Annotated in this window: 9 protein-coding genes; 8 read left to right on the top strand and 1 reads right to left on the bottom strand. The window is 45.8% G+C overall.

The window, feature by feature from the left end:
* The first annotated feature begins 2 nt into the window (after positions 1 to 2).
* Genes BLU99_RS11655 through BLU99_RS11625 form a run of 7 tightly spaced genes read left to right on the top strand, consistent with a single transcriptional unit; the run spans position 3 to position 11,339 of the window.
* Positions 3 to 3,005: a serine/threonine protein kinase gene (locus tag BLU99_RS11655; RefSeq protein WP_176771132.1), complete on the top strand. Its 3,003-nt coding sequence runs from the start codon at positions 3 to 5 to the stop codon at positions 3,003 to 3,005.
* Positions 3,005 to 6,310 (top strand): AAA family ATPase, encoded by a 3,306-nt coding sequence (locus tag BLU99_RS11650; RefSeq protein WP_091902291.1) that lies wholly within the window; start codon positions 3,005 to 3,007, stop codon positions 6,308 to 6,310. Before BLU99_RS11655 ends, BLU99_RS11650 begins: the two co-directional genes overlap by 1 nt.
* Before the next feature lie 3 nt (positions 6,311 to 6,313).
* Positions 6,314 to 6,865, top strand: a complete 552-nt coding sequence (locus tag BLU99_RS11645; protein ID WP_091902289.1) for an FHA domain-containing protein — start codon at positions 6,314 to 6,316, stop codon at positions 6,863 to 6,865.
* 7 nt (positions 6,866 to 6,872) lie between these two features.
* Positions 6,873 to 7,619 (top strand): PP2C family protein-serine/threonine phosphatase, encoded by a 747-nt coding sequence (locus tag BLU99_RS11640; protein ID WP_091902288.1) that lies wholly within the window; start codon positions 6,873 to 6,875, stop codon positions 7,617 to 7,619.
* Positions 7,620 to 7,629: 10 nt separating this feature from the next.
* Positions 7,630 to 8,547 (top strand): homoserine O-acetyltransferase MetA, encoded by a 918-nt coding sequence (gene metA / locus BLU99_RS11635; RefSeq protein ID WP_091902287.1) that lies wholly within the window; start codon positions 7,630 to 7,632, stop codon positions 8,545 to 8,547.
* Positions 8,548 to 8,554: 7 nt separating this feature from the next.
* Positions 8,555 to 10,411, top strand: coding sequence for a peptidase U32 family protein (locus BLU99_RS11630; RefSeq protein ID WP_091902286.1), 1,857 nt, complete (start codon positions 8,555 to 8,557; stop codon positions 10,409 to 10,411).
* On the top strand, positions 10,395 to 11,339 hold the full coding sequence (locus tag BLU99_RS11625) for a beta-carotene 15,15'-monooxygenase (RefSeq protein WP_091902285.1): 945 nt from the start codon (positions 10,395 to 10,397) through the stop codon (positions 11,337 to 11,339). The genes BLU99_RS11630 and BLU99_RS11625 overlap by 17 nt, the downstream gene beginning before the upstream one ends.
* Here the strand turns inward: BLU99_RS11625 and hemW are convergent.
* Positions 11,336 to 12,454, bottom strand: a complete 1,119-nt coding sequence (gene hemW / locus BLU99_RS11620; RefSeq protein ID WP_091902284.1) for a radical SAM family heme chaperone HemW — start codon at positions 12,452 to 12,454, stop codon at positions 11,336 to 11,338. The two genes, BLU99_RS11625 and hemW, sit on opposite strands and share 4 nt — an antisense overlap.
* Positions 12,455 to 12,590: 136 nt before the next feature.
* On the opposite strand from hemW, the gene BLU99_RS11615 reads away from it, so the two are divergent.
* Positions 12,591 to 14,750: an elongation factor G gene (locus tag BLU99_RS11615; protein WP_091902283.1), complete on the top strand. Its 2,160-nt coding sequence runs from the start codon at positions 12,591 to 12,593 to the stop codon at positions 14,748 to 14,750.
* Positions 14,751 to 14,854: the final 104 nt, after the last annotated feature.

Here is a 14,854-nt window from a genome sequence, read left to right as displayed (position 1 = left end):
ATATGGCAGAAACGGCAGACGGTATTGATAGAACAAAACGGGTGGATCCTGCTAGCTTAGGAGGAATGACGATGCGTTCGGAGCCTCATGTAGGAACCATGCGGACATCAGAGAAACCTGTCATGAACTGTGCGGACAGTACGATGAGGGCAGACGGAATAGTCGCTCTTGGTGAGGATGCCAGAAACGACTTCTTCATGTTGAAAGGAGTCAAATACAAGAATGTCCAGTGCCTGAGCGATAATTCCGGTGAGGCACAAGTGTATCTCGTTGAGCGTGACGACGAGAAATACGTTCTGAAAGTATATTACCCCAATTTTGATGTCAACAGGAAAATCCTTCAGACTGTCTACAACTTCGACTTCGAGATGATTGTCAAAGTGTTCGACTTTGGCAAAACATATGTTGAGGGTAAACATCGCTATTATGAACTGATGGAGTATCTGGCAGGCGGAACCATGGCAGCCTACAGACTTAATGGCGATATGGATAAGTTCCGGCGTATCGCTCTGCAAGGAGCTGCTGCATTGGCATATTGTCATGAGTGCAATATCTTGCACAAGGATATCAAACCAAGTAACTTCTTTTTCCGCGACAAGGAGCATACGGAACTCGTTTTGGGCGACTTTGGTATCTCTAGTATCTTGGATCAGGATGGGAAGGCGCACAAAACCACACAGGCTCGTACCCCAATATATGCGGCTCCAGAGATGTATGCTGATGTGATTGACGGTGTCGTGGAAGTGACACCTGCGGCAGATTTCTATTCCTTGGGAATCAGTCTGATGGCACTTTGGTTGGGTGAGAACCCGATGAGCACGAACGAGCGTGTGATGATGCGTCAGAAAAACGAGGGTCGTCTTCCTCATATCAATGAACTGCCAGAGCGCGTCAGACTACTTGTTCAAGGACTGACCGTTGTCAACCCGATCAATCGATGGGGATATGAACAAGTGGAACAATGGTTTGAAGGTGCCAGTCCGAAGGTCGATTTATCGTCACCGTTCCTGAAATACAAGAGCTTTATTGTGGATCCTGATAAGAATCTTGTGGCTGATAACATTCATGAGCTGATCCCCATGCTGCTCGATAACGAGAAACTGGCAGTTGGCTATTTATACAACGGACGGATTAGTTCGTGGCTGGAGTCATGTGGCAACCAGAAACTGAGTACGATTGTCAAGGATATCGTCGTTAACCGTTATCCGGTTGACCTGCGTGCAGGACTGATGGCAGCTATCTATGCCATGGAACCTACATACCCATACAAGGACGTGAAGGGAAATCCTTGTGATGATGTACATAGTGTTGCCATCTCACTATTAAGCTATCAGAGTGATTATGGGATTCTTCTTACTAATCCCAATGATAGCCTTTTCCTATATCTGGAATCACACACAAAGTGTAACATAGATCGATTACGCTCGTATTTCTCCCCGTCAGAGAATCATGATACTCATGTGGCTATTATGCGTTTGGTCTATGAGATAGATCCGGAGATATCTCTGTTAGCTCGATATCCGTCATCAAATCTGAAGGAGATTGTCAGCACCTACGGGAAGGAGAAACTGACAGCTGACGACTGGCATATCCTGACAGACGGACGTCTGCTCTCATGGATGTATAGTCATGAAGACCGGATGGCATGTGAGAGTCTTCGTATATTGACCCAGGGACAGTCTTATTCGGAAGCTTTGGCATATAAAGTCCTCTATAATCTGGACCGTCATGCAGGTTATGATCTGCGTAGCGCCTTTACTCCGCTACAGATTGGCGAACAACTCGCCGAGCGACTGAGGAAGAGCGAGCATATGAGTGCTCAGGATTTCAAAGAGGAGATGAAAGACTTCCTGGATCTTAATGGGCGTTTCTATTATTATGCTCAGTTACACGGTTGGACAGAGGTCTTGAATGAGTATACCCGTTGCTTTGACCTGAAGAGTGAGGAGAATCGTGAGCGCCTAGGAGCATACGATGCGAGGACTGCAGTTTATAAGTTCTGCCGTATCTTGGGGGTTACCCCATCGTATCTGATGTCAGATGGAGTAGAGTATGTTGATGGCCGATCTATTGATCCCCACAACTTCTCCCAGATTAGGGCGGAATTACGAAATGGCTCTTTTGCTCAGTGGATGGCGGTATTCTATCATGAAGATCCTTTTGCCGATTTCTCCACGAAGTATGCTTATGAGCATGCCCTTGAGGAATGGCTTCTTGCCCTCGGAAAGATTGACATCTCCCAACCCTATTACAAGCGTTTTATTGATGCCCAAGAGGAAACATCTAAGAGGGTAACGAGTGTGCGCGACAGTTGGTATCATGCGAAGAAGAGAGAGAAATTCTGGCGGATGACCTTTTTTGTCCTGTGTGGTATCTGGTTACTGTTGATCCTATTGATAGGTGTCAAGAACCACACATACCTGTTGAACCATACGTTCCTCTCCATAGGCCTTCCGTTAGGTGGGATGACCGCCATCATTGTGGGTACCCGAGCTTATTTCAGAGGCTATGATTTCGTGTTCTCTTGTTTTTGGGGATTGTTGGGGGCTTTCTCTTCCTTTATACCTATTATAGTCTTGAAATATATCGGGCAGTCTCACCCGTCTCTCTTTAATATGGCGATCATCGTTATAACGTTGGTGTATATGCTGGTATGCCATCTGACAGACTTCCGTGGTGATCAGAAAGCAGATAGCAAACTGATTGCCGAGGTATTGGAGAATGACATCAAGTCAACATTGTTGGAGCCCCTATACTATACGTTTAAGACAAAATCGTATCGCTATAATGGGTCGAAGTTCGGTGTATTGAACGACGTGACCGATCAGGTGCGCTCCATCAGTGGTGAGAGTGTATTACATTATATCCTATGGAGTGTCTTGGCACTGATATTTGTGCTGAACTTTATCATCTTCAGTCCTACTCTGATGAATGTCGATAATCCGGACGTGAAGAGGATTTCTCCTACTGAAATTATAAAGCAATTAGAAAGGGATGTCGAATAATGATATGTGAGAACTGTCATAAGGAAAATCGGGGTATCGCCAAGTTCTGTAAGTGGTGTGGAAAACCACTTGTCAGTCAGGATTTGCTTGATAAACTTGTGGGACTCGACGAAGTGAAGAGGCAACTCAAGACGATAGTCGATACTTATGCCTATCTCCGTTCTCGTAAGGATATCGTGAATGTTCGTATCTCTGTCAATGCTGTGATTATAGGTGAGACGGGTACGGGTAAAACAGCCCTTGCAGAAATCCTCAGAGACTATTTCTATCAGCATAAGATTATTGAGAAGCCCAAACTGACGATGGTTGATGCTGTCGACTATCAGCGTTTTGTTGACAAATGGGACGACAATATCAAAAAGGCAAAGAACGGCATTCTGTTCTTTGATAATGTTCAGAAATTACTCCCTGACAAATATTCTAATCAGGTGAATCCGCTTGATAAGTTGTTTGTGGAGATGGACAAATGGGATGATAACCCAGTTGTCATTATCTCGGGCCTGAGCAAGGGACTTGAAGATTTCTTAGAGAGTAATCCTGCAGTGGCCAACCGCTTCAAATACACCTTCCGTCTGCCAACTCCTGGATATCATGAGTTAACGGATATCTGTAAGAAGAGTCTCAGGATGAAGTATGGTGTCATGGATTTCTCAGCCGAGGCGGATAATCAGTTGATGCGATATTTTAAATATCAGTTGAAGATCAAGGATGAGACATTTGGTAATGGACATCTTGCCATAAAGACTGCAGAGGATATCTTTACACATTTCATCAGTCGTGGTGAAAAGGCCATACGGGTGGAGAAAGAGGATATCCAAGGGTATGTGCCCGAAGAACGGACTGTTGATGAGGTTCTCAAAGATCTTGATCTCTTCATCGGCATGGATGAGGTGAAAAGTGCTGTGCGCGAGATTGCCTATGCTGTGCAGAACAGCATACAGCGTGCGGAACGTGGCTTGGGAAAACAGGAAAAGATGGGTATGCACATCATCCTGACGGGTAATCCCGGTACTGGTAAGACGACAATTGCTCGTAAACTTGGAGAGATACTGGCTGCCATCGGCTATCTTGATAGTGGTCATGTCGTGGAAGTAGACCGTGCGAAGATGGTGAGTCCTTATCAGGGTGAGACACCAAAGGTCGTAGACCGACTCTGCGATAAGGCAAAGGGAGGAATCCTTTTTGTTGACGAGGCTTATACATTGGCTCCCCTGAGTGCTGCAGGAGAACGTGATAATCAGGGGGCGCAGGCTCTGGAGAAACTGATGAAACGGATGGAGGACGATCGCGGACAATTCGTGGTCATTGCTGCCGGTTATCGGATGGAGATGGAAAATCTGTTCCGTATAAATCCTGGCTTCCGAAGTCGTTTCAACTATTTCCTTGATATCAAGGATTATTCGCCTGAGCAATTGTACGAGATTATGCAGGTCTTCGCTAAAGAGAAGAAATACGTATTCTCGAAAGAGGCTGAGGAACTGACTAGGAAGATGATCGCTGAGATGCATCAGTCTCGTGATAAGGATTTTGCCAATGGTCGTACCATGCGTACACTCTTTGACCAGATTTGTAAGAGACAAGCTCAGCGCCTGCAAAGCGAGAGTATCTCGACAATGAGCAATGAGGAGTTGATGACCATCAAGATGGAAGATATTCCATACGAGACTCCGCGTTCGGTGGATATCTCTGACTGTCTGGCAAAACTAGACGGACTGGTGGGACTGAATGCTGTTAAGAAAGAGGTCTCGAACTTGGCTGCATACTTGAATCTGCAGATAAAACGTGGAGAGACAAGTACATTTCAAGGGAAACACTATGTCTTTACAGGTAATCCGGGAACGGGAAAAACTACTGTTGCCCGGATCATGGCAGATATATTCAAGACTCTAGGCATCGTGTCTAGAGGTCAGTTGGTTGAGGCTGACAGATCAAAACTTGTTGCAGGTTATTCTGGACAGACGGCCATAAAGACCAACCAACTGGTAGATCAGGCCATGGGTGGTGTACTCTTCATTGATGAAGCGTATACGTTGCGGTCTAGCGAGGGAGACTCTTTCGGAGCGGAAGCTATTGATACATTATTGAAACGATTGGAGGATGACCGTGGTAAGTTTATCTGTATCGTTGCTGGTTATACGGACCAGATGCATGAGTTTATCGATTCTAATCCAGGTCTGAAGAGTCGTTTTACACAGACGATACATTTCGACGACTATACTCCTGACGAACTGACAGACATCTTCCTGCATTTGGCAAAAGGAAAGAACTTCACCATCGATGACACGACTCGTGCTGCCATTCATCGACAGTTTGAACAGTTGTACCTGCGACGTGACAAAAACTTCGGTAATGCCCGCGAGGCACGTCGGATCTTTGACGAAACGGTGGAACGCCAGAGTCAACGTTTGGTGACGTTAATGAACGATTCCGGCTTCAAGGAGAATGATATGTTCGGATTGATACCAGAAGACCTTCCGATGGCTCAGGGCGAGACGACTCGTCCATTGGATGAGGTATTGAATGAACTTGATGAACTTATCGGTATGCGTACGGTGAAAAACTCGATCCGTCGTTTGGCTGTTCAGAGCATGTTTATGAAACAGCGTGCAGCCATGGGTGCCGGAAAGGTCCAGCAGATGGCTATGAACTTTGTTTTGACGGGTAATCCGGGAACAGGAAAGACGTCTGTTGCCCGTAAGATGGGTGAGGTGCTGCAATCCATGGATATCCTACCCACCAACCGAGTGCTGGAGGTCAGCCGGGCCACGATGGTGGGAAAATACATGGGCGAGACCCCGAAGATTGTCAATGCCTTGTGTGATAAGGCGATGGGCGGGGTCTTGTTTATCGACGAAGCCTATATGCTGGGCGACGGTGGAGACCAGTATGGCAAAGAGGCCATAGACACCTTGATAAAACGAATGGAGGATGATCGTGGAAAGTTCGTCGTGATCGCTGCCGGATACAGAGATAAAATGGAGGAGTTCTTACAGATGAACCCAGGCTTGGCAAGTCGTTTCACACACAAGCTCCATATCGATGATTATAATGAAGATGAACTGTTGGCTATCTTTAAGCAGATGGCTCAAAAGGATCAGTATACACTCTCACCGACGGCTGAGTTTAAGGCGCTTGATACAATCTATAAGATGGTGCTGGGTAAGGATGAGTCGTGGGGCAATGCCCGCGAGATGCGTAACTTGCTTGATGCCACCATCCAGAGGTTGTCTCTCCGTGTGTCTAAGATGCCGCCAGATCAGGTAACGAAAGAAACATATCAGATAATATTGCCAGAAGATATATAGAAAATGATTATTTGTCCAGCATGTAGAGAGGAGATAGATGACGATTCCCACTATTGCGATCAGTGTGGGCAGGAATTGTTTTTCTGTAACCATTGCGGAAGGGTAGGATTAGGCAGGCGCTGTACATATTGTGGAGGTCTGATGCTCTCTGCTGGTTCCAGTAAGAGAGAGATACCGCCAGGTATGTCTGTTACAGGCTATGTGTCTCATATTCCGACAGAACCAGGTGTATCTCAGCCTGGCTCCTCACAGAATATTCCTGTGATGACACTAGCGAACGATAGCCTCAATATACGTCTGGTTGCCATGAATGGAGCAATTATCGGTCGTCGACAAGGACCATATACACAGTTCTTTGAGCATCAGGCATACGTTTCAGGTGTTCATGCGCAACTAAAATATAAATCGGGTACAGGCTGGTGCATTGCCGATAAACACTCTTCGAATGGCACGAGACTGAATCAGCATTTAATGCAGCCTGATGTTGAGATGACTTTGAGTAATGGAGATATCCTAACCATCGCCAATATCAACCTTCAGGTTATTATTAGATAATACTCAGATGATAAGATTAGAGATAACAGCAGTCAGCCATGTAGGCTGTGTCAGACATAGCAATGAGGATATGATACTTGTGGACGATCAGTATATTCGTGACGCCCATATAAGTAAAAACGTAGACTTGGAAAAGAAAGACCGTTATATCATTGCCATCGCTGATGGTATGGGCGGTCATAACAGTGGCGATGTTGCCAGTGAGGATGTTCTGAAAAACCTACAATTCTTCTACCATGACATACCTGCGGGACTTGGGGCTGGCGACTTCAATGAGATAATTGTATCATGGCTGGGATCCATCAACGCTTTCATCGCATCGAAGGGACGTGCCGACGAACGTTTTAAGGGGATGGGAACAACATTGGTTGGATTAGCCTATTATAATAATGATTTCTATTCGCTGAATTGTGGTGATAGTCGTTTGTATCGTTTTCGTGACAGACAACTGACTCAGTTGACGACGGATCATTCGTTAAATAATATGTTGGGCTCGGAGAAACATACAAGTATCATCACAAACTGTATTGGAGGAGGATGTGGCACGTCGTATATAGATATTGTTCAGATAACCTCCGATGTGCTTGTGGGCGATACCTTCATGCTTTGCAGCGATGGACTCACTGATATGCTGCCGGATAGTGCAATTTCCCAAATATTGGAAGACGGTGGCGACGTTGATGAACTCTGCCTGTCAGCTATCCAGAAGGGAGGATTAGATAATATTTCCTGTTGTTTGATAAGAATTAAATAAAACCACTAAAATGCCATTAAGATTACCCGATAGATTGCCTGCCATCGATATTCTGAAGAATGAGAATATCTTTGTGATGGATAATTCAAGAGCGACGACGCAGGACATTCGTCCTTTGCGTATCGTCATCCTGAACCTGATGCCTTTGAAGATTACAACAGAGACAGACCTGATCCGTCTGCTTTCAAATACACCTTTGCAGTTGGAGATAAGCTTCATGAAACTGAAGAGTCATACCCCCAAGAATACGCCGATAGAACATATGATGATGTTCTACCGTGATTTCGAGTCCATGCGACAGGAGAAATTCGACGGAATGATTATCACAGGTGCACCTGTAGAGACAATGGATTTCGAGAAAGTGACCTATTGGGATGAAATCACGGAAATCTTCGACTGGGCCCGCTCGCATGTGACGAGCACACTATATATCTGCTGGGCTGCTCAGGCCGGACTTTATTACCATTATGGAATACCTAAGTATCCGCTGGATAAAAAGATGTTTGGCATCTTTCCACAGTATCATGTTGGAACGACGCTTCCTATTTTCCGAGGCTTCGATGATGTGTTTATGATGCCCCATAGTCGTCATACGGAAATTCACCGTGAGGATATTATCGCTAATCCGGAACTAACTCTAATTGCTGAGTCTCCAGAATGTGGCGTGAGTATGGTGATGGCACGAGGTGGACGCGAGTTCTATATTACTGGGCATCTGGAGTATGCTCCGAACACGCTTGACAACGAGTATAAACGAGATAGGGGGGTACGTGATGACGTTGACCTTCCCAAGAACTACTACCGGGATAACAATCCGGATCTTCCTCCGTTGGTGACATGGCGTGCGCATGCTAACCTGTTGTATGCCAACTGGATTAACTATTATGTATATCAGGAAACTCCATATAATATTGACGATATCAGATAACTGACAATTGAGGAAACTGGAATTACTTGCTCCGGCTAAGAATTTAGCATGTGGCATCGCGGCTGTAGACCACGGTGCCGATGCCGTCTATATCGGAGCGCCACGTTTCGGCGCTCGTGCTGCCGTTGGGAATAGCGTGGAGGATATCCGCAAGCTTTGCGAATATGCTCATCCCTTTGGTGTTCGCGTTTATGTCACAGTCAATACAATCCTTTATGATGAGGAGTTGGAAGCCACACAGAAACTCTTACATGAGTTAGCTAGCGCTGGCGTGGATGCCATTCTTGTACAGGACATGGGCGTACTTCAGATGCTGAAGGAAGAATCTCTTACTTCCCTGAGTGTTCATGCATCAACTCAGACCGATAACCGAACGGCGGAAAAAGTGCAGTGGCTTGGAAGTCTTGGCTTTTCCAGGACGGTTCTAGCTCGCGAACTGTCAATAGAGGAAATCGCGGAGATTCACCGTGCTGTACCAGACATGGAACTGGAGGTGTTTGTCCACGGAGCCTTGTGTGTATGCTATTCGGGAATCTGTTATGCTTCTCAGCATTGTTTTAGTCGGTCTGCCAATCGTGGTGAATGTGCTCAGTTCTGTCGAATGCGTTTCTCACTGATAGACGCAGACGAGAAAGAGATAGAACACGAACGTTATCTACTTTCATTGAAAGACATGAACCAGAGTGATAATCTGGAAAGACTTATTGCGGCAGGAGCTACATCGTTTAAGATCGAAGGCCGGTTGAAGGATATCTCTTATGTGAAAAACGTGACGGCGGCCTATAGTGAGCGTCTGAATGAAATAATCCGTCGTTATCCCGATAAATACTGCCGTGCGTCGCAAGGACATTGTAACTATACTTTTGAACCGAATCTGAATAAGACGTTCAATCGTGGCTATACGACCTACTTCGCCAATGGACGTCAGCCAGCCATTGCTTCCTTTGATACCCCTAAGGCTATTGGTGAGTATGTCGGAACCGTGAAGGAGATTCGTGGTGATTCCTTCAATGTGGCGGGTGTGGTAAGTTTCTCCAATGGTGATGGCCTTTGTTATCTACGTTCTGCAAAGTCATCCGCCTCGTCCCCCCAAACAGAAGTTCAATTCGAGGGATTTCGTGCCAATCGCGTTGTCAGTAATCGCATCTATCCGTATAAGATGCCTCAGGGACTGCGTCCTGGAATGCGACTCTATAGAAACAGTGATCAGGAGTTTGAACGGCTTCTGTCAAAGCCTAGTGCTTACCGAAAGATTCCCATCACCCTCTCTCTCTCTGTTGCCGACGATGGATTTGAGTTTAGTGCTCTTCTTCATGGTTCGCGTGTTTCTCTTCACTTTCCGGCAGAGCACCAACAAGCACAGAAGTCTCCCCGCGAGAATCTGGTCCGCCAACTGACAAAGCTTGGAGATACTATATATGAATGTAAGGATATTGAAATCCCGTCAGACTTTAATTATTTTATTCCGAATAGTTTGCTGTCTGAAATGCGACGACAACTCGTAGAACTATTAAGTAAGGATGGTGATTCCGATTGTGATAAACAAACGCGTCTTTCTGTTGCTCATGACGAGAAAGACCATGCGGACTATCCATATCCTTACCTATATAATATATCTAATCGACTCGCACGCGATTTCTATGGCTTTGCAGATCTCACGGCCTTTGAACTGAAGGGTGGTAACGGCCCGATTATGCAGTGCCGCCATTGTCTCCGTTACAGTCTTGGCTTTTGCGTGAAACATGGTGGAAAACGTCCTGTATGGCGAGAACCCCTGTCTCTTATGTTAGGCGACGGTCGTCGCTTCCGTCTTGAGTTTGATTGTCAACATTGCCAGATGAATATCTATGCGGACCATTGTTAGACTCCTCCTTCTTTCGTTCCTCTTTACGGGATGTTATAACAAGGGGCCATTGACGCCTGATGCCTGGGATCTTACTAGACAACAGCTTGATTCGATCTCTTTCTACACCACCCATCATTACTCGCAGAATTATAATTTTGTTGTAACAGGCGATTCCTTGGTAGTCGTCGAACAGCAACCGGAAGGAATGGATATACCTGATGTGGTGTCAGCTGAGATCGAGTCGGTGGGAAAGGAAAGGCAAAAAGACTCCATAGTCCTCCGCAGACACGAACATATCGTTGTAGCTGACATTAGGACCGTCTCAGCCGACTCTATAGATTCTGTTTGGGTGAAGGTGGCTCGTGATCAGTTGACCTTTGGGTGGGTTCATGAGTCGGAACTACTGGCAAAGGTGTCTCCAGACGATCCGATTAGTCAGTTTATTGATATCTTTTCTGATGTTCACTTGCTTGTATTCCTGGCTTTTTGTGTCGTAATCGTGGCAGCCTATGGGGTACGCCGTCTTTTGCGGAAGGGGGCGAAGATAGTGCATTTTAATGATATCCCCTCGTTCTATCCGACAACCCTGTGCCTGTTGGTCGCATCGTCGGCGGTACTTTATAGCTCTATTCAATTGTTCGGACCGGAGTCGTGGCGGCATTTTTATTACCATCCATCACTCAATCCATTTGCATTACCGCTTCATCTGGGTTTGTTTGTCTCTTCTGTTTGGGCTATTGTTATTGTTGCCATTGCTACAGTCGATGATGTGTCGAAACATCTCTCTTTGGGCGAGACGATTTTATATTTAGGCGGTTTGGCTGCCATCTGTGCTGTCAATTATGTGGTATTCAGCATTACTACATTATATTATATAGGTTACCCTCTCTTGATAGTATATTATATCTTTGCCATCCGGCGTCTGATGCAACAGGAATCTATTTAGTCTACAACCATTAGTTCACTCATAATCAAATCGCTGACGAAGAGGCCTTCACGGGTGAGACGGATTCGTCCTTTGTGTTCTTCTAGCCATCCTCTCTTGATATAGGGTGTAGCATTCTTTCGACAATAAGAAGCTTGTTCCTCTGAGAGTTGCGTAAGATCCAACCCCTCTCGTGTTCTCAGTGCCACTGTCACCATATCGTTGTATCTGGTGTCCTTATTAAGTATTTCTTCTTCGAAGATACGTTGTCCGTTTCTGAGACCTTCTATATACAGATTGATATCCGAGATATTCCAACTGCGACTCTTGATGTCGTAGGAATGTGCGGCTGCACCGAAACCGAGGTAGGGGATGCCTGTCCAGTAACTGCTGTTATGACGAGAACGATATCCAGGTCTGGCAAAGTTGGAAATCTCATAATGCTCGTATCCGGCTTCTTCCAATCGGTCAATAAGTGTCTCGTACATTTTTCGTTCAGTTTTCTCGTCTGCTTGTTCTGTCTGCATTTGGTAAAGTGGAGTGCCTTCTTCAATCATGAGACAGTATGCTGAAAGATGTTCTGGCTGAAGTGCCAGAGCCTGACGAATGTCTTCATCCCATTCTTCTTGTGTCTCTCCCGGGAAACCGTACATCAGATCTATACTGATATTACAGATTCCTGCGGTCCTCAGTCTTTCTGTTGCACTCGTCACCTGGTGCGCCGAGTGCCTGCGTCGTAGCAATTTCAGTCTCTGGTTATTGAACGTCTGGGCACCCATACTGACTCGGTTTACGGGGAGTAGGCAGAGCTCTTTGGCAAAATCCTCCGTCACATCGTCCGGATTGCACTCCATTGTTACCTCGGCATTATCCGCAACAGAAAAAAAACGATAGACGGTGTGAAAAAGTTGCTCTATCTGTGAAGGCGTTAACAGAGATGGCGTTCCTCCACCAAGATAGATGGTGGAAATGTTCGTATTCCCATCATCTGCCGTCAGCTCTTTGTGCCTAAGTTCCATCTCCTTACATACGGCATCAATATACGATTGCCTCCACTCGAGTCGGGTTGAAGAATAGAATCCACAATAGATACAACGTGTCTTACAGAAAGGAATATGAATGTAGATGCCTGCCATATTTGAGGGGGAGTGTATTTTATTTCGGCAAAATTACTAATTATGTTTAATATTTGAAAGATTTCTTTGGTAATTTGTGGAAAAATGCCTAATTTCGTCCCCCACGAAACCATTATTTACCTAAAACTATAGTGATATGAAAGTATATCAAACAAACGAGATTAAAAACATCGCACTCATTGGCAGTGCGGGTAGCGGCAAGACTACTCTTGCCGAAAGTATGCTTTTCGAAGCTGGTATCATCAAACGTCGTGGTTCGGTTGAGCAGAAGAACACCGTCAGTGATTATTTCCCCGTGGAACAGGAGTACGGTTATTCAGTCTTCTCGACCGTTTTTCATGTGGAATGGAATAATAAGAAACTAAATATTATCGATTGCCCGGGTAGCGACGACTTCGTGGGTGGTGCTATTACCGCTCTTAATGTTACCGATCAGGCTGTAATTCTTGTCAATGGACAGTATGGTCCGGAGGTCGGTACGATGAACGCTTTCCGTAACACAGAGAAACTGAAGAAACCTGTGATCTTCCTCGTCAACCAGTTGGACCGCGATAACTGCGATTTCGATCAGATTCTCGGACAGTTGAAGGAGGTCTATGGCCCGAATTGCGTGCCGGTGCAGTATCCTATTGCTACTGGAGCAGGATTCAACGCCGTTATAGATGTGCTGTTGATGAAGAAATACTCTTGGAAGCCTGAAGGTGGTGCTCCTATCATTGAAGATATTCCTGCTGATCAGTTGGAGAAGGCTAAGGAGATGAAGGCAGCTCTTGTTGAGGCTGCTGCTGCGGGTGACGACACCCTCATGGAGAAATTCTTTGAGAGTGAGGACCTGACAGAGGATGAGATGCGTGAGGGTATCCGTAAGGGTCTTGTGACACGTTCCATCTTCCCTGTGTTCTGTGTCTGTGCAGGTCGTGATATGGGCGTCCGTCGTCTGATGGAGTTCCTTGGTAACGTTGTTCCGTTCGTTAGTGAGATGCCTGTCGTCAAGAATGCGGCCGGTAAAGATGTGCCTGCCGATGCTTCTGCTCCCACATCACTTTATTTCTTTAAGACTGGTGTTGAGCCTCATATCGGTGAAGTGAGTTACTTCAAAGTTATGAGCGGCGTCGTGAAGAGCGGTGACGATCTGACCAATGCCGACCGTGGTTCTAAAGAGCGTATCGGCACGATTTATGCTTGTGCAGGTGCTAACCGTATTCAGGTAGATCAGCTTGTGGCCGGTGATATTGGCTGTACCGTAAAACTGAAGGATGTGAAGACGGGTAACACACTGAATGCAAAGGACGACGAGAATCGTTTTGATTTCATCAAGTATCCTAACTCAAAGTTCTCACGTGCTATCAAGGCTGTTAATGAGGCTGAGACGGAGAAGATGATGGCTGCCTTGCAGAAGATGCGTCAGGAGGATCCGACATGGGTTGTTGAGCAGTCGAAGGAGTTGCGCCAGATTATTGTCCACGGACAAGGCGAGTTCCACCTGCGTACCCTAAAGTGGCGTATGGAAAATAATGAGAAGATCCAGATTGAGTATATTGAACCGAAGATTCCGTATCGTGAGACCATCACGAAGATGGCTCGTGCCGACTATCGTCATAAGAAACAGTCGGGTGGTGCTGGTCAGTTTGGTGAAGTTCATCTTATTGTGGAGCCTTATACAGAAGGTATGCCTGATCCTACATCATTCAAGATTAACGGTCAGGAATTCAAGATGAATATCAAGGGCAAGGAAGAGATTGACTTAGACTGGGGTGGTAAGCTTGTCTTCATCAACTCTGTTGTTGGTGGTGCTATCGATCTTCGCTTTATGCCCGCTATTTTGAAGGGTGTCATGGAACGTATGGAACAGGGACCACTCACCGGTTCATATGCTCGTGATGTACGTGTTATCGTCTACGATGGAAAGATGCACCCAGTTGATTCTAATGAGCTCTCGTTCATGCTTGCTGCCCGTAATGCCTTCTCTGCTGCTTTCAAGGAGGCAGGTCCGAAGGTGCTTGAGCCAATCTACGACCTTGAAGTGCTCGTGCCTGCCGACTATATGGGTGATGTCATGAGCGACCTGCAGGGACGTCGTGCCATCATCATGGGTATGGATTCCGAGGCTGGTTATCAGAAGTTAACTGCTAAGATCCCCCTTAAAGAACTCTCTAGCTATTCTATTGCATTAAGTTCACTGACAGGTGGCCGCGCATCGTTCACCACGAAGTTCGCTTCATACGAACTCGTTCCGAATGATATACAGCAGGCACTCATCAAGCAGCACGAGGAGGAGATGAAGGAAGAGGATTAATCTTCGTACAATATTTGAAAACGAGAAGGATGGGGCATCACGTTCCATCCTTCTTTTTTTTGTTTAGTTGTAATAATGGAACTATAAATATGTAATTCTGTTAA

This window comes from Prevotella sp. lc2012, from assembly GCF_900107065.1.
GTDB lineage: Bacteria > Bacteroidota > Bacteroidia > Bacteroidales > Bacteroidaceae > Prevotella.
This window is presented reverse-complemented; position numbering and strand designations above follow the sequence as displayed.

Excerpts from the sequence above, each read along its gene's own strand:
- BLU99_RS11625 (WP_091902285.1), top strand. The coding sequence starts at position 10,395 with ATGCGGACCATTGTTAGACTCCTCCTTCTTTCGTTCCTCTTTACGGGA.
- BLU99_RS11615 (WP_091902283.1), top strand. The coding sequence starts at position 12,591 with ATGAAAGTATATCAAACAAACGAGATTAAAAACATCGCACTCATTGGC.
- metA (WP_091902287.1), top strand. The coding sequence starts at position 7,630 with ATGCCATTAAGATTACCCGATAGATTGCCTGCCATCGATATTCTGAAG.
- BLU99_RS11650 (WP_091902291.1), top strand. The coding sequence starts at position 3,005 with ATGATATGTGAGAACTGTCATAAGGAAAATCGGGGTATCGCCAAGTTC.
- BLU99_RS11645 (WP_091902289.1), top strand. The coding sequence starts at position 6,314 with ATGATTATTTGTCCAGCATGTAGAGAGGAGATAGATGACGATTCCCAC.
- hemW (WP_091902284.1), bottom strand. The coding sequence starts at position 12,454 with ATGGCAGGCATCTACATTCATATTCCTTTCTGTAAGACACGTTGTATC.
- BLU99_RS11640 (WP_091902288.1), top strand. The coding sequence starts at position 6,873 with ATGATAAGATTAGAGATAACAGCAGTCAGCCATGTAGGCTGTGTCAGA.
- BLU99_RS11655 (WP_176771132.1), top strand. The coding sequence starts at position 3 with ATGGCAGAAACGGCAGACGGTATTGATAGAACAAAACGGGTGGATCCT.